The 20,618-nt window shown below is 72.5% G+C and carries 14 protein-coding genes; 3 read left to right on the plus strand and 11 right to left on the minus strand.

Translation table 11 applies throughout. From position 1 onward, the window contains the following. Window positions 1-91 precede the first annotated feature (91 nt). The gene (locus AB0937_RS07750) at window positions 92-886 is read right to left on the minus strand and encodes a class II aldolase/adducin family protein (RefSeq protein WP_366710252.1); all 795 of its coding nucleotides are present in this window, start codon (window positions 884-886) and stop codon (window positions 92-94) included. Window positions 887-1,075: 189 nt separating this feature from the next. Between AB0937_RS07750 and AB0937_RS07755 the strand changes: the two genes are divergently transcribed. Next, complete coding sequence (locus AB0937_RS07755) at window positions 1,076-1,549, plus strand: pyridoxamine 5'-phosphate oxidase family protein (RefSeq protein ID WP_366710253.1); 474 nt, start codon at window positions 1,076-1,078, stop codon at window positions 1,547-1,549. Window positions 1,550-1,564: 15 nt separating this feature from the next. On the opposite strand, the gene guaA is transcribed toward AB0937_RS07755, so the two are convergent. Continuing rightward, window positions 1,565-3,145 (minus strand): glutamine-hydrolyzing GMP synthase, encoded by a 1,581-nt coding sequence (gene guaA, locus AB0937_RS07760; protein WP_366710254.1) that lies wholly within the window; start codon window positions 3,143-3,145, stop codon window positions 1,565-1,567. Window positions 3,146-3,472: 327 nt separating this feature from the next. Here guaA and AB0937_RS07765 point away from each other — a divergent pair, with 327 nt between their 5' ends. Next, window positions 3,473-3,754 (plus strand): chorismate mutase, encoded by a 282-nt coding sequence (locus AB0937_RS07765; protein ID WP_366710255.1) that lies wholly within the window; start codon window positions 3,473-3,475, stop codon window positions 3,752-3,754. Between the two features lie 600 nt (window positions 3,755-4,354). Here the strand turns inward: AB0937_RS07765 and AB0937_RS07770 are convergent. Further along, on the minus strand, window positions 4,355-5,497 hold the full coding sequence (locus tag AB0937_RS07770; protein WP_366710257.1) for a hypothetical protein: 1,143 nt from the start codon (window positions 5,495-5,497) through the stop codon (window positions 4,355-4,357). Between the two features lie 214 nt (window positions 5,498-5,711). Here AB0937_RS07770 and AB0937_RS07775 point away from each other — a divergent pair, with 214 nt between their 5' ends. After that, a complete protein-coding gene (locus AB0937_RS07775; RefSeq protein ID WP_366710258.1) occupies window positions 5,712-6,698 on the plus strand; it encodes an LAETG motif-containing sortase-dependent surface protein in 987 nt (328 codons plus the stop codon). A 117-nt stretch (window positions 6,699-6,815) separates the two neighbouring features. On the opposite strand, the gene AB0937_RS07780 is transcribed toward AB0937_RS07775, so the two are convergent. The 8 genes from AB0937_RS07780 to AB0937_RS07815 all read right to left on the minus strand — a co-directional run bounded on the left by AB0937_RS07780 (window position 6,816) and on the right by AB0937_RS07815 (window position 20,561). Further along, window positions 6,816-8,603, minus strand: a complete 1,788-nt coding sequence (locus tag AB0937_RS07780) for a GMC family oxidoreductase (RefSeq protein WP_366710259.1) — start codon at window positions 8,601-8,603, stop codon at window positions 6,816-6,818. Between the two features lie 38 nt (window positions 8,604-8,641). Continuing rightward, window positions 8,642-10,279, minus strand: coding sequence for a succinic semialdehyde dehydrogenase (locus tag AB0937_RS07785; protein WP_366710260.1), 1,638 nt, complete (start codon window positions 10,277-10,279; stop codon window positions 8,642-8,644). 135 nt (window positions 10,280-10,414) lie between these two features. Further along, on the minus strand, window positions 10,415-12,403 hold the full coding sequence (locus AB0937_RS07790) for a protein kinase (RefSeq protein WP_366710262.1): 1,989 nt from the start codon (window positions 12,401-12,403) through the stop codon (window positions 10,415-10,417). A gap of 71 nt (window positions 12,404-12,474) precedes the next feature. Beyond that, window positions 12,475-14,139: a serine/threonine-protein kinase gene (locus AB0937_RS07795; RefSeq protein WP_366710263.1), complete on the minus strand. Its 1,665-nt coding sequence runs from the start codon at window positions 14,137-14,139 to the stop codon at window positions 12,475-12,477. 317 nt (window positions 14,140-14,456) lie between these two features. Continuing rightward, window positions 14,457-15,629: a serine/threonine-protein kinase gene (locus AB0937_RS07800; protein WP_366710265.1), complete on the minus strand. Its 1,173-nt coding sequence runs from the start codon at window positions 15,627-15,629 to the stop codon at window positions 14,457-14,459. A gap of 78 nt (window positions 15,630-15,707) precedes the next feature. Further along, window positions 15,708-16,055: an SH3 domain-containing protein gene (locus AB0937_RS07805; RefSeq protein WP_366710266.1), complete on the minus strand. Its 348-nt coding sequence runs from the start codon at window positions 16,053-16,055 to the stop codon at window positions 15,708-15,710. A gap of 91 nt (window positions 16,056-16,146) precedes the next feature. Then, the gene (locus AB0937_RS07810; RefSeq protein ID WP_366710650.1) at window positions 16,147-17,889 is read right to left on the minus strand and encodes a serine/threonine-protein kinase; all 1,743 of its coding nucleotides are present in this window, start codon (window positions 17,887-17,889) and stop codon (window positions 16,147-16,149) included. A gap of 167 nt (window positions 17,890-18,056) precedes the next feature. Then, entirely contained in the window at window positions 18,057-20,561 is a 2,505-nt protein-coding gene (locus AB0937_RS07815; RefSeq protein ID WP_366710267.1) for a protein kinase, read from the minus strand. Window positions 20,562-20,618: the final 57 nt, after the last annotated feature.

Here is a 20,618-nt window from a genome sequence, read left to right on the forward strand (position 1 = left end):
CGTCCGTGAGTTCGTGTCGCCGCACCATACGGGCATCCTGCCCGGCCCACCACGAGATCCACCCAGCCCACCAAGAGCCATCAGAAACGGCCTAGCCGAGCAGCCCCGGCTCGCTCCGGCTGACGTCCTCCCACATCGGCTGGTAGTTGATCCACGCCACCAGGTCGCCGCCCAGCTGCTCCCGCGTCGCCACCGCCATCCGGTGCTCGATCCGGACCGGCCGCCCGGCCGCGTGCGCCGTCAGCTGCACCTGGCAGGAGCGCTCCATCGACACGAACCACCAGGCCGCCGCGTCCACCGAGTCGCCGACGGTCAGCAGCCCGTGGTTGCGCAGCACGAGCGCCTTGCGGGAGCCGAGCACCTCCGCGATGCGCCGCCCCTCCTCGGCATCGACGGAGACGCCGGTGTAGGTGTCGTAGAGGGCGTGGTCCTCGTAGAAGGCGCAGCTCTCCTGGGTGATCGGCTCCAGCAGTTCGCCGAGGGCCGCGAGCGCCCTGCCGTGCACCGAGTGGCAGTGGGCGACGGCGACCACGTCCGGCCGGGCGGCGTGCACCTGGGCGTGCACGGTGAAGGCGGCCTGGTTGACGTGGTAGGCGCCCTGGACGACCTGGCCGTCCTGGTTGGCGAGCACGAGGTCGCTCACGGTGACGTGCCGGAAGGGCATCCCGAACGGGTTGACCCAGAAGCAATCGGTGAATTCCGGGTCGCGGGCGGTGATGTGCCCGGAGACGCCGTCCTCGTAGCCGAGCCGCCCGAAGATCCTCAGGGCGCCGGCGAGCCGTTCCTTGCGGTGCCGGCGCTCGTCCTCGACCGACTCGTGCATCGGCGGCATGGCGAATCGCAGCCGGTCGGTGGGCAGCGGCAGGGGCGGCGTGGGCCCGTGCATAGGTCCTCCAGCACTGGTTCTGCTTACGGGCGGAAATTACCGTCCGTGAGGCCGGGAAGAACAGGAGCGGTTCGTGAAGATGCCACGAGCGCCCCTGCGAGCACCCTGTGCCCATGCGAGTGCCCCCTGGCTCCCGTACCCCACGAATAGCCGACAGAGGATGTCGGAATTCGGCGCGACACTCTTCCCATGACAGCGAACTGGGCGGCTTTCGCCGCGGCCGAACCGGATCTGGCCGGCACCGTGGAGAAGCGTTTCGGTGCCTTCACGCATCACATCCTCGCCACCCTCCGTAAGGACGGCTCGCCCCGCACCAGCGGCCTGGAGGTGCGGTTCCTGAGCGGCGAACTGTGGCTCGGCATGATGCCCGACTCGCTCAAGGCCCTCGACCTGCGCCGCGACCCGCGCTTCGCGCTCCAGGCGAACCCCGGCGCGGGCACGGGCATGGGCGGCGGCGACGTCCGGATCAGCGGCCGGGCGATCGAGGTCGACGACATGGAGACCAAGGCCGGATACGTCGAAGAGGTGGAACCGCCGGAGCCGTTCCACCTCTTCCGCACCGAGCTGACGGAGGTCGTGCGGACCTACATCGAGGACGACACGTACCTCGTCGTCCAGGTCTGGACGCCCGGCACTCCGCTGCGCACGATCAAGCGCACTTAGGAGTCAGCTCTGGGATCACTCCCACTCGATGGTGCCCGGCGGCTTCGAGGTCACGTCGAGGACCACGCGGTTGACGTCCTTCACTTCGTTGGTGATGCGCGTGGAGATCCGGGCGAGGACCTCGTACGGCAGGCGCGACCAGTCGGCCGTCATGGCGTCCTCGGACGAGACGGGGCGCAGCACGATGGGGTGGCCGTAGGTGCGGCCGTCGCCCTGGACGCCGACGCTGCGGACGTCGGCGAGCAGGACCACCGGGCACTGCCAGATGTCGCGGTCCAGGCCGGCCGCCGTGAGCTCCTCGCGGGCGATGGCGTCGGCCTCGCGCAGCAGGTCCAGGCGCTCCTTGGTGACCTCGCCGACGATGCGGATACCGAGGCCGGGGCCGGGGAACGGCTGGCGCTGGACGATTTCCTCCGGCAGACCGAGCTCCTGGCCGACCATGCGGACCTCGTCCTTGAACAGCTTGCGCAGCGGCTCGATCAGCTTGAACTCGAGGTCCTCGGGCAGGCCGCCCACGTTGTGGTGGGACTTGATGTTGGCGGTGCCGGTGCCGCCGCCGGACTCGACGACGTCCGGGTAGAGCGTGCCCTGGACCAGGAACTCCACGGCCGGACCCTGGTCGGCGATGATCTCGGCCTGGGCCTGCTCGAAGACCCGGATGAACTCGCGACCGATGATCTTCCGCTTCTCCTCGGGGTCGGAGACCCCGGCGAGCGCCTTGAGGAACCGCTCCTCGGCGTCCACGACCTTCAGCTGCACGCCGGTCGCGGCCACGAAGTCCTTCTCGACCTGCTCGGTCTCGCCCTTGCGCATCAGGCCGTGGTCGACGTACACGCAGGTCAGCTGGGAGCCGATGGCCTTCTGCACGAGGGCCGCGGCGACCGCGGAGTCCACACCACCGGACAGGCCGCAGATGGCGCGCCGGTCGCCGACCTGCTCGCGGATGGCGGCGACCTGCTCCTCGATGACGTTGCCGGTCGTCCAGTTCGGCGTGAGCCCCGCGCCCCGGTAGAGGAAGTGCTCCAGCACCTGCTGCCCGTGCGTGGAGTGCATCACCTCGGGGTGGTACTGGACGCCGTACAGCTTCTTCTCGTCGTTCTCGAAGGCGGCGACCGGTACGACGTCCGTGGAGGCCGTGACGGTGAAGCCCTCGGGGGCGGCGGAGCAGGCGTCGCCGTGCGACATCCAGACGGGCTGCTCGGCGGGGGTGCCCTCGAAGAGGGTGGAGGAGACCTTGGAGACGTGCAGGTCGGTGCGGCCGTACTCGCGGGCGCCCGTGTTGTCGACGGTGCCGCCGAGGGCGCTGGCCATCAGCTGGAAGCCGTAGCACATGCCGAAGACGGGGACGCCGGCCTCGAAGATCTCGCGGTCCAGGCTGGGCGCGCCCTCCGCGTAGACCGACGAGGGACCGCCGGAGAGGATGATCGCCGCGGGGTTCTTGGCGAGCATCTCCTGGACCGGCATGGTGCTCGGCACGATCTCGCTGTAGACCCGCGCCTCGCGGACGCGACGGGCGATGAGCTGGGCGTACTGCGCGCCGAAGTCGACGACCAGGACGGTGTCGGCGGCGTTGGCAGCGGGAGTCGCTGATGACACGGGGTGCCTTCCGGCGGTGGGGCGGGGGTCTTGTGCCACCCGATTCTACCGGGGGGCCGCCGGGCTCCTTCCGTGCACCGGACGACCGCCCCGTCTCAGGATGCGAACCGGCTTGGACGGCCCCGGACCGAGGTGCATACTTGCCCCCATGTTCCAGCAGCAGACGTTCGTCTTTACCTATGGCATCCGGCCCGCCGGACGCCATGGTCGTGCTGCTTGAGCAACTGACAAGCGACTTCCCAGGCGCCCCGGGCCGACAAGGCCCGGGGCGCTGTCGTCGTCCGGGCCGTGTCGCCCCGGGGCGGCCCCGACGACGAGGAGCCCCCCATGACCGCCATCGACGTGACCGGCGCCCGCACTCCCGAGGCCGCCGACGTGATCACCGGCGCGCGCGAGCGGATCGACGCGCTCGACGACCGGATCATCGGCCTGATCCAGGAACGGGTGGCCGTCTCCGCCGTCATCCAGGAGGCGCGGATCGCCTCCGGCGGACGGCGCGTGAACCTCTCCCGCGAGATGGACGTCCTCGGCCACTACAGGGAGGCGCTGGGCAGGCCGGGGACCGCGCTCGCGATGACCCTGCTGGAGCTGTGCCGCGGCAAGATCTGAAGCCGCAGGATCTGAAGCCTCCGGGACCGGCCTCCTGTTCCCGGGACAGACGTACGCATCGCTCTCACCCGTCCGGCGCGTGACCGCCCCCGCACCGCGTCGTTGGTCCCGGTGTCCGTGCCAGCCAGGGGCGGGCCCGAAAGAACCACGCGTGGCTCACTGGGGCGATGAGACGCACGGATCGTGCCGTGCGTCGTGGGACCTCGCTCCAGGGAAGTGGCCGGACGGCAGGGGACAGCAGCCCGGTCACCAAGAGAACGGTCGGCCCCGGGGACGCCCGGGGCCGACCGGCGGACCCTGCATAAATGCACAAGTCTGGGTCAAACGGTTGCGGGCGCCGCGTTCATCCAGCACGATGCGTACGCAGTCCAGTCCCCCAGCGGACACCCGCATTGCCGTTCTGCCAGAGGTACAGACCAGCGGCGCAACCCCCCGGCGCCGCTTCCAGGCACCGGCGCTGCCCTGACGTCGGTGCTGACGAGATGAAGGGCCCCGCGGCTCCACCCCGCGGGGCCCTTCGCTCGCTCTGCCCGGACGCCGCTCACCGTGCCTCAGGCCAGGCACGAGGCACCGTCCGGTCAGGTGCGCGGCACTGTCCGGTCAGGTGCGGGTCACCGTCCCGCAGTCGTCGCCGTCGCCGCGCTCGATGTCCCTGCTCCGGTCGTACGGGTCCGTCGCCGGACCACTCGGGTCCGGGCCCTCGGACCGGCTCGGCGAGAACCCCGGATGCAGGTACCCGTCGTGGACGTCACAGGCGGAGTTGCCTATCTCCTGGTCGTACTCGACCAGCAGCAGCCGGCCCGGTGTGACCTTGTACCGGGCGGGGTCGGCGAGTTCGACGTCGAGGACCCTGCGCACGATGGTGCGGGTGACCTCGGGAGGCCCGTCCGCCCGCACGACGGGGTAGACGAAGGTGTAGTCGGCGCGCACCGCGACACCTCCCTGCGTCCCCTTCGTGAACGTCATGCGTCCGCGGGTCTTGATCACGTCGCCGGCCGGCCGCACCTCGTCGGGGTCGAAGCGGCTGAACAGCGTCACCGGGTCGTGGTCCCTGCTGGGGGAGCGCAGCCCGGTGCCGAGTTCGTCGAGGAGCTCCGGCTGCTTGGGGTCCAGCACGGAGAGCGCGGCAGCGGGGCGCGCCCCGCGTACGGTCTTCGGGTCGAGGTTGGCACCCACGAGCAGCTTCTTCGTCAGCTTCAGGGCCTCTTCCACCCGGCCGGCGGAGACCGCGCCGACGGCCTTCGCCTCCGGCAGGACGATGCCGGCCTCGCCGTCGGCCCAGCGCAGGGCCGGGGAGCCGGCGAACGGCCGGTCCAGGGTGGGGGTTTCCGGGTCCGACGCGCCGGGCGCGGCGGTGGGCCTGGCCGTCTCGTCGGGCAGCGGTGAGGCCTCGGCCGCCTGCGGCTCCCCGGTGCCGAAGGGGTCGCCGGGCAGCAGCGACGGCTTCAGTGCGACCACCACCACGGCCGCCGCGACGGTCACACCGAGCACCGCCCACACCTTGCGGCGCCGGGCCGCCCGGCCGTGCATCTCCTGCCGCGCCGGGCCGGTACGCCACCCGGGCGGCTGCTCACCCCGGGCGTCCTGGTCACGCAGCCGCTCGGTCACCATGCGGGCTCGCGCGGACGGCTCCTTCGGGGCGGAGGAGCGGATGTCCCGCTCGGTGTCGCGGATGAACTGCTCCCAGACGTCGTCGGGGAGCCCGGAGGCCGACGACGAATCGTCGGACGGTTTGTCAGGCACGAACCCAAGATCTAAGCGCGTGGCACGCGCCTTCACAAGAAGATCTTGAATGTGACCCAGCACACATAAGAATTCTGTGAGTGCCAGCACAACCATTCACAGGTTTCACGGATCAAACCTGCCGAACCAAGGGCCACTCCCGCGCCCCACACGCGGAGGCCTCCCCCAACGTTCGTGCCGCATCCCGCGGTACGCCGGACTCTCCGAGGTCTTCATGAAGCTTCGCCGCGCCATGGCAGCAGCGGCCGCAACGGCGGTCATAGCCCCGGTGGCTCTGCTCGCGGCACCGGCCGCGTACGCGACCGATGAAACCACGCCTACGCCGAGCGCGTCCGTGAGCGAGTCCGCTCCCGAGACGTCGGCCTCGCCTTCCGCTTCCGAGTCCACGCCCGCCGCGAGCACCACGCCGGCTCCGAGCACGTCCGCGAGCGCGTCCGCTCCCGAGACGTCCAGCTCGCCGAGCGCGTCCGCGAGCGAGTCCGCCCCGTCGCCGAGCGCCTCCGAGCCGGAGGAGTCGGAGTCCCCGGACCCCGAGCCCTCGGTGTGCGAGGACACCAAGGTCGACGTCAGCATCTCCGGCCTTCCCGGCAAGATCGCGGCGGGTAGCGGCTGGCACAAGTTCTCGCTGAACGTGCTCAACAACTCCGACTCCACCCTGAACGACCTCGACTTCTTCGCCGGGGCCTCCCCCGACAAGAACGGCGAGGAGCTGTTCACCAGCAAGCAGGTCCAGCTCCAGGCCTGGGACCCCCAGGACAAGACCTGGGTCGACCTCAACGAGGGCGGCTACGCGGTCGGTTACGTCGGCTACACCGACGAGCTGAAGCCCGACTACGAGGTCGACATCCCGCTGCGCCTCAACGTGAGCAAGTCCGCCCCGGTCGGCGCCGGCTTCTCGCTCGGCGCGACGATCTACGGCGACAACGACGCCGAGTGCACCGGCTTCGGTGACGTGTCGTACAAGTTCCAGATCGTCTCCGCCGGTACGGACACCGACGGCACCAAGCCGCAGGAAGGCGGCAAGGCGCCCGTCACCGACGAGAAGCCGAGCGGTGACACGCCGGAGGTCACCGGCAGCCTCGCCGAGACCGGCTCCAGCTCCGCCCTGCCGATGATCAGCCTGGTCGGCGGTGCCGCCGTCGTCGCCGGTGCCGGTGCGATCTTCGTCGTCCGTCGCCGCAAGGCCGGCGTGCAGGCGTAAGCCGTAGCGGCCGGGAGGCCGTTGCACCAGCAGAAGAGGGACCTGCGCTCGGAGGGGGGCGCAGGTCCCTCTTCTGTGTCGTCTTCCTTCTGTGTCGCTTCTTGGTGAGGATCCCGGCTACTTCTTGGGCGGTACGGCCGGCATGCCGAGGAACGGCAGCCGCAGCGCGCCGAACGCCTCCGCCGGGACCGCCGGGGACTTCGGCTCGACCGGCTGGAGCCGCACATAGGCCGTGCCCTGCTCGGGGCGCTGGTCGGGCTCGCCCTTGTTGGGCCAGTACGACATCGCCCGTTCGGCCTGGGCGGTGATGGTGAGGGACGGGTTGACGCCCAGGTTGGCGGAGACCGCGGCGCCGTCGACGACGGAGATGCCCGGGTGGCCGTAGAGGCGGTGGTACGGGTCGATCACGCCGGAGTCGCGGGAGTCGCCGATGGGGCAGCCGCCGAGGAAGTGGGCGGTGAGCGGGGTGCCCATCAGCTCGCCGACGTTGGAGCCGGCGAAACCGTTGATCTCGGCGGCCAGTGCCGAGGCGCCCTCCGTCGCGGCCTTGATCTGCTTGGGGTTGGGGGCGCCGTGGCCCTGCCGGGCGGTGAGCAGGCCGCGGCCGACGCCCGACGGCTTCAGGTACGTCGTCAGGGAGTTGTCCAGCGACTGCATCACCAGGCCGATGATGGTCCGCTCCGACCAGCGGCGGTTCGACAGCGAACGCAGCACCAGCAGCGGGTGCTTCGCCGCGTTGGCGAGGAAGCCCAGGACCCGCGAGCTGCCCGAGTTCGTTCCCGCGTACGGCACCTGGAGGATGGACAGGCCGCCCATCGAGTTGGAGCCCTTGCCGTAGCGGACCGGCTCGATGTGGGTGTTGGCGTCGGGGTGGATGGAGGACGTGATGGCCACGCCCCGCGTGAAGTCGGCCTTCGGCGCGCCGTGCGCCTTGCGGTAGCGCCGGTCGTCGGTCTGGGCGCCGACCAGGGCCTCGGAGTTGGTGCGGGTCAGCTCCCCCAGCTTGTCCGAGAGGTACGGCAGCTGGCCGCCCGCCTTCATGCGGTGCAGCAGGGTCTGGGTGCCGTAGGTGCCGGCGGCGAGGACGACCTTGCGGGCGGTGTAGGTGCGGCCCTTCGCCCTGCGGCCGCGGTCGGTCGGCAGGGTGGCGACCGCGTAGCCGCCGCGCGAGTCGTCGGTGACCGACACGACCGTGGTCATGGGGTGGACGACCGCGCCGGCCTTCTCCGCGAGGTGCAGGTAGTTCTCGTTGAGGGTGTTCTTGGCGCCATGGCGGCAGCCGGTCATGCACTCGCCGCACTCCGCGCAGGCCTTGCGGGACGGGCCCGCGCCGCCGAAGTACGGGTCGGGCACCTCCTGGCCCGGCTCGGCCTTCGCCGAGCCGTCGGCGTCCTCACCGTCGCCGAAGAAGACGCCGACCGGGGCCATGTGGAAGGAGTCGCCGCAGCCCATGCGCTCCGCGGCGGCCTTCAGGTGCACGTCGGAGGGGGTCATGGTCGGGTTGAGCCGTACGCCCAGCATGCGCCGGGCCTGGTCGTAGTACGGCGCCAGCTCGTCCTGCCAGTCGGTGATGCCACGCCACTGGGGGTCCTCGAAGAACGGCTTCGGCGGGACGTAGAGGGTGTTGGCGTAGTTCAGGGAGCCGCCGCCCACGCCCGCGCCCGCCAGGACCATGACGTTGCCGAGCAGGTGGATGCGCTGGATGCCGTACATGCCGAGCTTCGGCGCCCACAGGTAGTTCTTCAGGTCCCAGGAGTTCTTCGGGAGGGACTCACGGGTGAAGCGGCGACCGGCTTCGAGGACACCCACCTTGTAGCCCTTTTCCGTGAGGCGCAGGGCGGTCACCGAGCCGCCGAAGCCGGAACCCACGACGATGACGTCGTAGTCGTAAGCGTCCTGAGGCACGTGCCGTCTCCCCTTCGAGTGGCTGAAGCGAGGGTCGTCTACCGGAACCGGAAAGCCTTCATCAGGCGCAGGCTCCTGCTCATGAACTGCGCGTACTTCTCGTCGTCCATGCCCAGGGACGGAGCCATCGGGAGCACCCGCTGGTGGGCGACCGTCTGCGCCTCGGTGTACTTGAGGATGCCCTCGGAGCCGTGGCGGCGGCCGAGGCCGGAGTCCTTCATGCCGCCCATGGGGGACTGGACGCTGCCGTACGCGGGGGCGTACCCCTCATTGATGTTGACCGTGCCGGTGCGCAGACGGGCGGCGATCTCCTGGCCGCGGCGGCCGTTCTTCGTCCACACCGAGGAGTTCAGGCCGTACGCCGTGGCGTTGGCGCGCTCGATCACCTCGTCCTCGTCCTCGAAGCGGTAGACCGAGACGACCGGGCCGAAGGTCTCCTCGCCGCAGACGGACATGTCCGTGACGACTCCGTCGAGGATCGTGGGCTCGAAGAAGTACGGGCCGATGTCGGGGCGTGCGACACCGCCCGCGACGAGCTTCGCGCCCTTGGCCACGGCCTCCTCCACGTGCCGGGTGACCGTCTCGAGCTGCCGCTCGCCGACCAGGGAGCCCATGTCGGCGCCGTACGACAGGGACGTGCCGAGGCGCATCGCCTTCGTCCGGGCGGCGAAGCGCTCCAGGAAGGCGTCCGCGATCGACTCGTGGACGAAGAGCCGCTCGATGGATATGCACAGCTGGCCGGCGGAGGAGAAGCAGGCGCGGACGGCTCCGGCCGCGGCCTTCTCGATGTCGGCGTCCTCCAGGACCAGCATGGCGTTCTTGCCGCCGAGTTCGAGGGAGACGCCGACCAGCCGGGCGGCGGCGCCCTGGGCGACCTCGCGGCCGGTGCGGGTGGAGCCGGTGAAGGAGACGTAGTCGGCGTGCCGGACGACCTCGGGGCCGACGACCGGGCCGTCACCGAGGACGACCTGGAAGACGTCGGCGGGCAGACCGGCCTCGATGAGCAGGTCGCGGGCCCACAGGGCGGTCAGGCAGGTCTCGGTGTCCGGCTTCATGACGACCGCGTTGCCCGCGACGAACGCCGGGAGCGCGTCGCCCACCGACAGCTCCAGCGGGTAGTTCCAGGGGGCGATCTGGCCCACGACCCCGCGCGGGTGGCGCAGTTCGGTCACCTTGGTGAGAGTCGGCATGGCGCCGGCGTGCCGCTTGGGGCGCAGGTAGGCGGGGGCCTTGCGGCCGTAGTGCCGGGCGGCGACCGCGACGGCCTGGACCTCCTCATGGCCGTGCAGGCGGGCCTTGCCGGTCTCCAGCTGGATCAGGTCGAGCACCTCGGCCTGGCGCTCCAGCACCAGGTCGTGGAAGCGGAGCAGGACGGCGGCGCGCTGCCGTACGGGGGTCTGCGCCCACACGGCCTGGGCGGCACGGGCCAGTTCGAAGGCCCTCGCCACGTCCTCGGGCGTCGACTCGGGGAGGTCGGCCAGCTTCTCACCGGTGAACGGCGTGTGGTTGGCGGTCCGGCCCGAGCCGACCACGCCCTTGGTGAGCTGGGCGACCAGCTCGGGCGTGACCACGTCCGCGGCGGTGCGGGCGCCCTCCGGGGCGGGGGCGAGGGGGTTCGTACCGGTCTGTGCCGTGCCGGTCTCTGCCGTCTTCTCGGCGGCCTGCGCGTCCGTCATGAGGCGCAGGGTATGCCGCGACGGAGGCTTTGGGTACCCGTCGGTAATACGGCTTCACCGACCGCACACACGACGCCAGTGACTGCTGGCAACAAACACGCTGATCAGGACGTTGTGCGGTAACGGGTGTGTGATTCAGCCTTTTACGATCCCGAGCCGCTCCCGGGCCCCCTCGAACACCGAGGTGCCCTCTTCCTCCTCCGGTGTGCCGCGGGGCATGTCGACGCGGAGTTCGTACAGGCGGTCGTCGTCGGTGCGCACAACCGCCCGCAGGAGCCGCCTGGGCGTCCCGCCCCGCTCGTACGCGGTGTCGGCGAGTGCGGCTTCATGGCCCTGGACGGTGGTGCGGGCGTACCGGGTCTCTCCCCCGGCGTCGTGCGCCCTGGCCTGTTCCATCGGCGCGGCCGGGGCCTCGTCCCAGGTGAGGAGGCGGACCTGGACCGTACCGGCCGGCGCGTTGCCGTAGTGCACGGTGCGGGGCTGGTCGGTCGCTCCGCCGGTACGGCCGAGGGGCCGGTAGTGGCCGGGGAGGTGGAGGACGGCCGCCATCTCCGGCTCGGGATGCGGGGTCCAGGCATCGGCTGCGCCGACCACGTCGGTGGCCTGTCCGGCACTCTCCGCACTGCTGGTGTCGGCGAGTTGGGTGACGGCGCCTATGCCCCCGGCGAGCAGGGCGGAGAGGAGAGCCAGGGGGCCGGGGCGGAGGAGGCTCTGGCGCTTGGCGGGGACGGGGTCGGGGTGGTCGGGGTGATTGTGCTCCGCTGGGGTGGGGTCGGGTTGCGTGAGGGCGGAGTCGGGTTGCGCCGGGGCGGGTTGCGCGGGTGCCCCGGCGAGCACGGGGGCTGGCAGGTCGCCGGGGACGGCGTCAGGCTGTGCGGCCGGAGCGGCGGGGACCGGGTGGGATGGTGGTGCGGTCGGGCCGGCGGAGCTCCCCGGGTGTTCGGCCGCCCGCAGGTCCTCGGTCCGCAGGGGTCCCGCCACCGCTTCCAGTTCTTTCGCGACCTCGTCCGCGGCCGGCCTGTGGTCGGGGTCCGGGACCAGCAGCCGGGCTATCAGCGGTCCGAGGGGGCCGGCCCGCGTCGGTTCGGGCGGCTCGGCGGCGAGGACCGCGGCGAGCGTGGCCTCCGGCGTGGTCCGCAGGAACGGCGAGGAGCCCTCGACGGCCGCGTACAGCAGGGCGCCCAGGGACCACAAGTCGGAGGCGGGCCCCGCGGTGCGGCCTGAGATCCGCTCGGGGGCGACGAACTCCGGTGGGGCGGCGGCCTTCGACGGTGGGGCGGCGGACGTCGGCGGTGCGGCGCCGGACTCCGGTGGGCCGGCGACGGACTCCGGTGCGTTGCTTGCGGGTTCCGGTGGGCCGGATGCGGGTTTCGATGCGCTGCTTGCGGGTTCCGACGCGCTGCTTGCGGGTTCCGACGCGCTGCTTGCGGGTTCCGACGCGCCAGATGTGGGCTTCGACGCGCTGCTTGCGGGTTCCGGCGCGCCGGATGCGGGCTTCGGTGAGCCGGATGCGGACGACCCGCTCACCGTGAGCGGGTCGTCCCCCTGTACCTGGGTTATGCCGAAGTCGGTGACGACGACGCGCCCGTGCGGAGCGAGCAGCACGTTGGCCGGTTTCACGTCCCGGTGCACGATGCCGACGGAGTGCGCGGCGCGCAGGGCACCGAGGACGGCGAGTCCGATCCGGGCGGCTTCGGGCACGGCGAGCGGGCCCCGGCCGAGCGTCTCGCGCAGGGACTCGCCGGGCACCAACTCCATGACGATCCAGGGGAGTCCGTCCAGCGCCTCGGCCACGTCGAGCTCGTCGGGGCCGATGGGGCCCGGTCGTTCGTCCCGCTGCTCCGCCTCGACGACCACGTCGTGGATGGTGACGGCGGCGGGATGGTCGACGCGGGCTGCGGCCCGGGCCTCGCGGTGCAGCCGGTGGGCCGCCCGCCGGTGGCTGTCGGTGTCCGGGTCGCCCGGCAAGCGGGGTTGTCTGACGGCGACCTCACGCCGCGCGTGCTCGTCGAGGGCCCGCCAGACGGTGCCCGTGCCGCCGGCACCGATGCGTTCGACCAGCCGGTAGCGCCCACCGACCAGCCGGCCCAGCGCGGCGTCCGTCCCGCCCCCGTCGTTGCTCATGCCCCATCAGTACCCCGCGGGGCGGCGGATTGTCGACGCGGGCCGTTTTCAACGGTGTTGGACCGCCGGGGTCAGGTCCCGTCGATGTCCAGGTTCGCGATCGCCGTGCTCGCCACCTCGCGTCCCCGCGCGGTGAAATCACTGTCGCGCGGGTAGCTGACGGTGAGTTTGTACATGTCTCCACCGGGGGTCCGGTAGTAGAAGATCTGGGCCTCCCGGGGGCGGGGGTTCTCACTGTCGTCGGTCTTGAAGGGGACGGTGTTCCGGGCGGCCTTCCTGTCCCGGTAGGTGGTGTCCTGGGGATCCGTCTTCTTCGGACCCTCGTCCATGTCCAGCTCGTAGCTGCCGCTCTCCTTGAACCGGGTGTCGTCGTCGTACATCTCGGCGGCCGCGGAGCCCGCGATGTTGCCGCCGGTGTCCTCGGCCTTCTTCTCCAGGGAAAGGGCGATCCAGATGCTGCCGCTCCAGTCGGTGTACCTCACCCAGTGGCTCTGGTCGGATTCCCGGTCGGGCACGGTGCGCTGGTATGCGGCGGGGACGGCGAGCGACGCGGCGAGGGCCTTCTCCTGCTTGGTCTCCCAGCCCCCGGGCAGCGGCCCGGCGAACGGGTCCGCGATCACCAGGTACACCGTCACCGCCGCCGCGACGGCCACGGCGCCCAGTCCGAGCCAGGCCTTGCGGCCGAGCCGAACGCCGCCGCCGTCCTCGCCCTGGCCCGTGACCCGCACGGGCTGGGTGGGCTGCGCTGCGGGCGGGTTCGCGGCCGCCTCCAGCAGGGCCCGTACCCGTGCGGCGTCCGGGCGGCGGGCCGGGTCCTTGTCCAGCAGGCCGCGGATGGCCTCGCCGAGCGGGCCCTGGGTGGAGGCGGGTGGCGCGGGTGTGGCGTTGAGGACGGACTGGAGCGTGGCGGGGGTGTTGCTGCGGCGGAACGGCGAGACGCCCTCCGTCGCCGCGTACAGCACCACGCCGAGGGACCACAGGTCGCTCGCCGGGCCGGGGCGCTGCCCCAGCACGCGCTCGGGCGCGATGTACTCCGGTGAGCCGACGAAGCCGCCGGTGTCGGTCAGGCTGGTCTCGCCCTCGATCTGGGCGATCCCGAAGTCCGTGAGGACGACCCGGTCGTAGCGGCCGAGCAGCACGTTGTCCGGCTTCACGTCGCGGTGCAGGATGCCCGCCGCGTGGGCGGCCTCCAGCGCGCCGAGCACCTCCAGGCCGATCCGGGCGGCCTCGCGCGCGGACAGCGTTCCCTCCTGGAGCGCGTCGCCCAGCGAGCGGCCCCGCACCAGCTCCATCACGATCCACGGTTGGTCGTCCACGACCGCGACGTCGTGGACGTTCACGACGGCCGGGTGGTCGAGCCGGGCCGCGGCCCGGGCCTCGCGACGCATCCGCTCGAAGGCGTTGACGCGTTCGCGTTCGGGAAGGTGGTCCGGGACGCGAGGCTCCTTGACGGCGACCTCCCGGCCGACCGTCTCGTCCTCGGCCCGCCACACCGTGCCCATACCGCCGTGCCCGAGCTTGGCCAGCAGCCGGTAGCGCCCGGCGATGAGCCGCCCGGCACCGGGACCCTCGGACGCCTGGGCCGACCCGGCCGGCGTGGCCTGCGTGGGCGACGCGGGCGACGGGGGTGACACGGCGTAGGGATTGCCCGGCACCGGCGCCTGCCGGTTCGGTGGTTGCAGGACAAAACTCGTCGGCTCGTCGGCCCCGGACCGGGCTCCCCCACTGTTGCTCATGGGCTCATCCATACCGCGCCAACCGCCCGCGGATCCACAAAGGACGCGAGCCGGTCACAGACCCGTGACGTCGATCCGCCGCTCTTCTCCGCCTATGTGGCGGTACGGGATCGGGCGGTCACGGGCTGGGCATCGGGCGCGCTCGCCGGTCACGGGCCGGGCGCGAGAGCGTTCGAGGGGTGCCTGGTGGACGGGGTCTCCGGCAGGCTCCGACGGCCAAGCGGCCGGGCGCGGGCATGCTCGGCGGGGCCCTCGGGGTGGACGGGGTCTTCGGCAGGCTCCGGCGGTCACGGGTGCGACGGGGGCGTGCTCGGCGGTCACGGGCCTGACGACGGCGTGCTGGGCGAGGCCTGACGGGGCGACGAGGACTTCGGTGTCGTCGAGGCGGAACTCGTCGGGGTGGGGCCGCCGTCCCCCTTGCCGCCCTCCCTGAGCAGCGCCGCCGCGGACACCCCGGCTCCGGCCATCGCCACGACCAGCAGCGCCGCGATGAGGGCGCGCCGCGCGGGCTGCCGGAGGAAGGGTTCCTCCGGCCGGTGCGGACCGGGCGGGTCGGCCTGCGGCACGGACAGTTGCCGCAGGGCGGGGACCGACGGCCGTTTGCTCGATACGGCACCCACCGTCGGCGCATAGGCGGGCGGCGGCACCGGCGGCGTACGGCCCGTGCCGTGGAAGGCCCGGAGCATGCGCTCCGCCCGGCCCGCGTCCAGCCGCCGGTCCGGATCGCGCTCCAACAGGCCCCGTACGACGGGCAGGAGCGGGCCGGCCTGTGCGGGCGGCTGGATGTCACCCACGACGACCGCGTGCAGGATGCCGCCCAGCGAGTCGCGGTGGAACGGCGACTCGCCGCTGAGGGCCGCGCACAGCAGCGCGCCCAGCGACCACAGGTCGGACTCGGGGCCGGTCCTGACCCCGGACATCCGCTCGGGCGCGGTGTACTCCGGCGAGCCGACGAAGGCTCCGTTCTCGGTGAGCGTGGGGGTGCCCGCGACCTGGGCGATGCCGAAGTCGGTGAGAACGACCCGGTCGGTGCCGGCCTCCAGCAGCACGTTGTCCGGCTTGAGGTCGCGGTGCAGCACCCCGGCCGCGTGCGCGGCGCTCAGTGCGCCGAGCAGGGCGATGCCGATGCGGGCCGCTTCGGTGGCGTCGACCGGCCCCTGGTGGGCGAGCCGGTCGGCGAGCGAGCCGCCCTCGACCAACTCCATGACGATGTAGGGGCGTTCGCCGTCCTCGACGACGTCGTGGACGACGATGATGTGCGGGTGGCTCAGCTGGGCGACGGCCCGGGCCTCACGCAGCGTACGGTCCCGCCGGCGGCGCGCCTGCGCGGCGGAGAGCGTCTCGTCGTAGGGGAGTTCCTTGACGGCCACGCTCCGGCCGAGGAGCTGGTCGGTCGCCCGCCAGACCACTCCCATGCCGCCGCGACCGAGCCTCTCCTCCAAGCGGTAACGCCCCGCGACCACACGGAAGTTCGCTCCCTCGGTCCCCATGAGCCCCATCATGCCGCAGACGGCGTCGACGCCCACGAAATCCGGTCGCCGCCCGGCACGGGCCGGGCGGCGGGTCGCTCAGCAGTGCTTCAGGCTGCCGTGGTCCGAGAGGAGGTCACCGCGGACCCAGCCGTACTTGCCGGTGCTGTCGTCCCGCAGGTACGTCCAGAAGTACGCCTCGTCCAAGTACAGGTAGCAGTGGTAGTCCAGCCTGTGGCCGCTGCTCGCCTTGCCCACGATGGAGCAGGACGTGCTGGGTCCCGACCGGATGTTGCCGCCGCTCCCCGTGGCGCGCCAGGCGCTGCTGTCCTTGTCCGCGTAGCCTTCCCCGCACCTGTCGGCCGCCGCTGCGGGCGTGACCAGAAGTGCGGGAATCGCCACGGTGGCCGCGGCGATCGCCAGCAGCTGGCTGATGATCTTCTTCAATTCTGCTCCCCGTCATGGTCGCTCACGTGGGGTCATTCACGTGGTCACGACATGTTCACATCATGCCGGTGGGCAGATTAGCAGGCGCCGACTAGCCCACCTGCCGCGGCTGTTGCCATCCCTGCAGTACCCACTTGAACTGCTTGTTCGTCTGCGCCCAGTCCTTCTCCGGCGAGGAGATGTAGATCGCGTACTCGACGCCGTCCCGCGAGAAGTACGTCTCCTCCATGGCGTGGCGCGGCCCGGCGACGTAGGGCGGGTCCTTGGCCAGCGCCGTCCAGGTGTACTCCCACAGCGAGCCCTCGCGGTCCCGGTAGGTGTTCTCCTCCATGGTCACCCGCTTGTAGTCGACCAGCCTCTGGACCTGCTGCTCCAGATCCTCCTGGTGGGACTTGGCGTCGGCGAAGTCGGGTGAGGTGTCGATGGCGATGCGGACGAAGTGCAGGCCGCCGTCGGGCGAGTAGTCGATCTGCTTGATCTCACCCTGCGGGCCGAAGGGCTTTCGCTTCCAGCCCTTCGGCAGGTAGAGGCTGAACCCGACGGGGTCCTCGTAGCGGACCCAGCTGTCCGGAACCGATCCTCCGGCCGCGTGTGTGCTCGTGGACGTCGTCGAGCCGGAGCCGTCGCCCTGCGACGGGCTGTTCCACTGCTGGAGCACCACGGCCGTGCCCCCGCCGATGATGGCCGCGAGCGCGACCACCAGGGCGAGGGTGCGCAGCCGGCGGCGCCGGCCCGAGCCGGTCGGCTGCGGGCCCGTCGCGCCTCGTCCGGCTCCGTTCTGACCGTACGGCCGGGTACCGGCCGGGGACGTCCCCCCGGCCGCGGTGCCGGCCGGCGGCGGGAGCGGTGTCCCGGGGTGCGACCCCGAGCCGCTGGCGAACGGGCCGGAGGCGGTCGTACCGGTGCCGGTCGTACCCGTGCCGGTGGCGGCCGTCCCGGTGCCCGTTCCGCTGTGGTGGTCCCGGTACGGTGCCGTCCCCCCGTACTGCGTCGGCACGTACGCCTGCGCCCCGTTGGGCCGTCGGCCCTCCGCCGCCTCGGCGAGCATGTGCTCGGCCTCGGACGCGTCGGGCCGGGCGGCCGGGTCCTTGCGCAGCAGGGCGGTGATGACCGGTTCGAGCGGACCGGCGTGCCGGAGCTCGGCGGCCTCCTCCTCGACCACGGCCTGCATGGTGGTCAGCGGGGTGGTGCGGCGGAACGGCGACCGGCCCTCCACCGCCGTGTAGAGCGTCGCGCCGAGCGCCCACAAGTCCGAGGAAGGGCCGGGGTCGTGGCCACGGACGCGCTCGGGCGCCAGGTAGTCGACCGAGCCGACGACCTCTCCGGTGCGCGTGATGGTCGTGTCGCCCTCGATCTGCGCGATGCCGAAGTCCGTGAGCAGCACGCGCCGGTCACTGCTGAGCAGGACGTTGCCCGGCTTGATGTCGCGGTGCAGGACGCCGGCGATGTGCGCGGCCCGCAGAGCCCGCAGCACCCACAGGCCGATGCGCGCCGCCTCGCGCGGCTCGACGCGCCCCTCCTCCTTGACCGCGTCGGCCAGGGAACGGCCCTCGACCAGCTCCATCACGATCCACGGACGGCCGTCGTGCTCCAGTACGTCGTGCACGGTGACGACCGCGGAGTGGTTGATCCGCGCGGCCGCCCTGGCCTCGGCCCGGGTGCGCGCCAGCAGGATCGACTGCTCGCTCTCGGAGACGTACAGGGCGGCGGTCAACTCCTTGATGGCGACCGACCGGTGCAACACCTCGTCATGCGCACGCCAAACCCGGCCCATGCCGCCACTGCCGATGGATTCGGCCAGCCGGTAGCGGCCCGCGACGAGCAGGCCCTGCATCTGATTCACGTTGCCCCGCAATGGTCTTGACAGGGTCAGCGTAAGGACCCGCCCTCACCCAGGGAACAAGCGGGGTACCACGGTGACCGCACTGTGACGGTTGTCGCCTGCCGGGACGTGAGGCAACCAGAGTGTGAACTGTGGCGTACAGGCGGCGCGCCGGTCGCTCACTTCGTCGCCTTGTACGTCGCCGCCGCCTGCTCGTACAGCCTGGTCACCTCGTCCCGATCGGACTCCGGGCCGCGCACCTGGACCACGTGGTAGCGCCCCTCGACCAGCATCGCCAGGTTGCGGACGTACAGCTCGCCCCCGTCCCCGCCGGTCCAGGTGAACTGCCCCTCGGCCATGGTCCTTCCCCCCACCTCGATCGTCTTCAGACCGGTGGAGGTGGCCCAGCTGGAGTCGCGGTACGGCTGCAACTCGCGCTCCCTCTCCCGCTGGTAGGCCATCGGATCACGGCCGTACTCCGAGGCGCTGTCCCGGCCCGCGACGACGATGAGCTCGAAGTCGCCCTTGGCGTAGACGACCTGGCCGCCGTCGCGCGTGGTGCGGTCCCAGCCCTTGGCGACGGCGACCTGGAAGCCCGCCGCGTCCTTGCGCAGGGTGAAACCTCCGGCGACATCGGGGCCGGTGGTCTGCGTCTCGGTGGTGCCTGCCGACGACGACGGGCTCTTGGCCGGCTCGGGCGAGGTCTGCTCGGGCCGTGGCTCGCTGCTGGCATCGGGCTCGGGCGCCCGGCTCGCCTCGCCGGCCGCCCCGGTACGGTCCGCGCCGTCCGTGCGCTCGCCGTCCGACTTGGGCATGAAGAGCATCGCGTAGGCGATCGCCGCGGCCATCGCGAGCAGCACCAGCACGAGCAGGGTGCGGCCGAGGCGGCGCGGGGAACCGGACTCCTTCCTGGCCCGCTTGTGCCGACCGTGGTGCGCGGGCAGCCCCGCCTTCCGCCGGCGCACCAGCTCGCCCCGGCGCCGTACGACGGGCAGCCGGCCGGCGTCCACGGGCGGCGCCGGGACGACGTGTACCCCGGCCTCCGGCTCGGGCGCCGAGCGCACCAGCGAGCGCAGCCAGCCGCGCACCTCCTCGAAGTCGAGGCGCTCGGTGGGGTCCTGACGCAGCAGCGACTCCACGACCGGCCGCAGCGGCCCGCACTCCTCGGCGTACGCGGGCGGCTCGGCGCACACCATCTGCACCAGCTCGGCCGTCGACTCCTCCGGGTAGGGCGCGTGCCCCTGCACGGCCCTGAAGAGCAGCGCGCCGAGCGCCCACAGGTCGGTGGCGGGACCGATAGGCGCGGCCAACTGCCAGTTCTCGTGGACGGGTCCGGCCTGTTCCGGCGCCCAGCGCTCGGTCACCGGCCCGACGACGGCCATCCGGGCCTGCCGCGCCCGCTCGGCGGCCAGCGCCGTGGCCGGACCGCGCCGGGGCGCGTGGGTGTCGGCGACCAGATCGTCCCACCGGGTGTGCTCGCCCCGGGACACGGTGTCCGGGGCGGGCGGGAGTGCCGCCCGCTCCCCGCCCCGCGGCGCCGGTGCGCCACCGGTCGTGCCGCGGGTCGTGGCACCGTGCCAAGCGGTCGACCGCGGACCGCCCACCCCGTAGGGGTCCGCGATCCGCCCCGGCGGTACGGCTCCGGGGGCCGTACCCTGTCCGGGGATGTACGGCGACGGCGCCGGTCCGTCGCCGTAGGGCGCGACGCCGCCGTCAGGGGCGGGGCGGGCTCCGGGCAGGGCCGCTCGCCCGCTCTGCCGCACCTCCTGCACCCGTGCGGCGGCCCGGGCACCCGCCCGGTAGGCCGCGATGGCACCGGCCCGCGCCGCCCGCGGGTCCCGGCCGTCCTCCGCCGGCCCGCGCGCCGGCACGACACGGCCACCGCCCGTGCTCTCACTCCCCGCCGAGGGCAGTCCTCCGGCCTCCCGGGCCTCTATGGCAGCGCGCCGCGCGGCCTCGGGGTCACTCGTGCCACCGGCCGGCCCAGGGGCTCCCGGCACAGCGGCGCCGTGGACCGGCCCCGCGCTCTCCGGCCCCGGTTCCCGCCCGGACTCCTCGGACGCCGGTTCCGGAACGGGGTCGTAGCCGCACAGGGCCTCCTCCGCCGCGCCCACCGCCAGCCCGGTGAGCATCACCCGGCCGTCGTCGCAGACGAGCACCGTCCGCGCGGTGATGTTCCGGTGCACCCAGCCGTGCGCGTGCAGCACCCGAAGGGCCATGAGGACGTCGGAGGCCACCTCGGCCGCCCGGTAGGGCGTCAGCGGCTTCTCGGCGAGCAGCGCCGCCAGCGGGCGCGCGGCCACCAGTTCACTGACGATCCACAGGGAACCGCCCTCGGCGAACACGTCGAAGACCTGGTCGAGCCGGGGGTGGTCGGGAATGGCCGCAGCGGCCTGCGCCGCCTCCACCGCGCGTCGCACCACCGGGTCCGCGGGCCTGCGGACGCCTCCCCGCGCGCCGCCGGGCCGCCGCCCGCCGCCGTCACGTGCCGTGAAGCCCTCGGGCAGCCCCTCCGCGTCGAGGACCTCGGCCTCGACCACCTCGGGCAACGGGACCTGCCGGACCAGGACTTCCTGTCCGCTGTAGGTGTCGAAGGCCCGGGTCTCGGTGAGTTCGTACTCGTCGGACGGCGGCAGCGGCAGGCGGTAGCGGTCGGCCAGCACCCGACCCGCGTAGTCGTCCACGTTGCCTCCCCCGGCAGCCCGGTCGGTCACATCCGTTCGCCCCACGGTCCGTTTCGG

Origin of the sequence: Streptomyces sp. NPDC047880, assembly GCF_040706515.1 — a bacterium.
GTDB lineage: Bacteria > Actinomycetota > Actinomycetes > Streptomycetales > Streptomycetaceae > Streptomyces.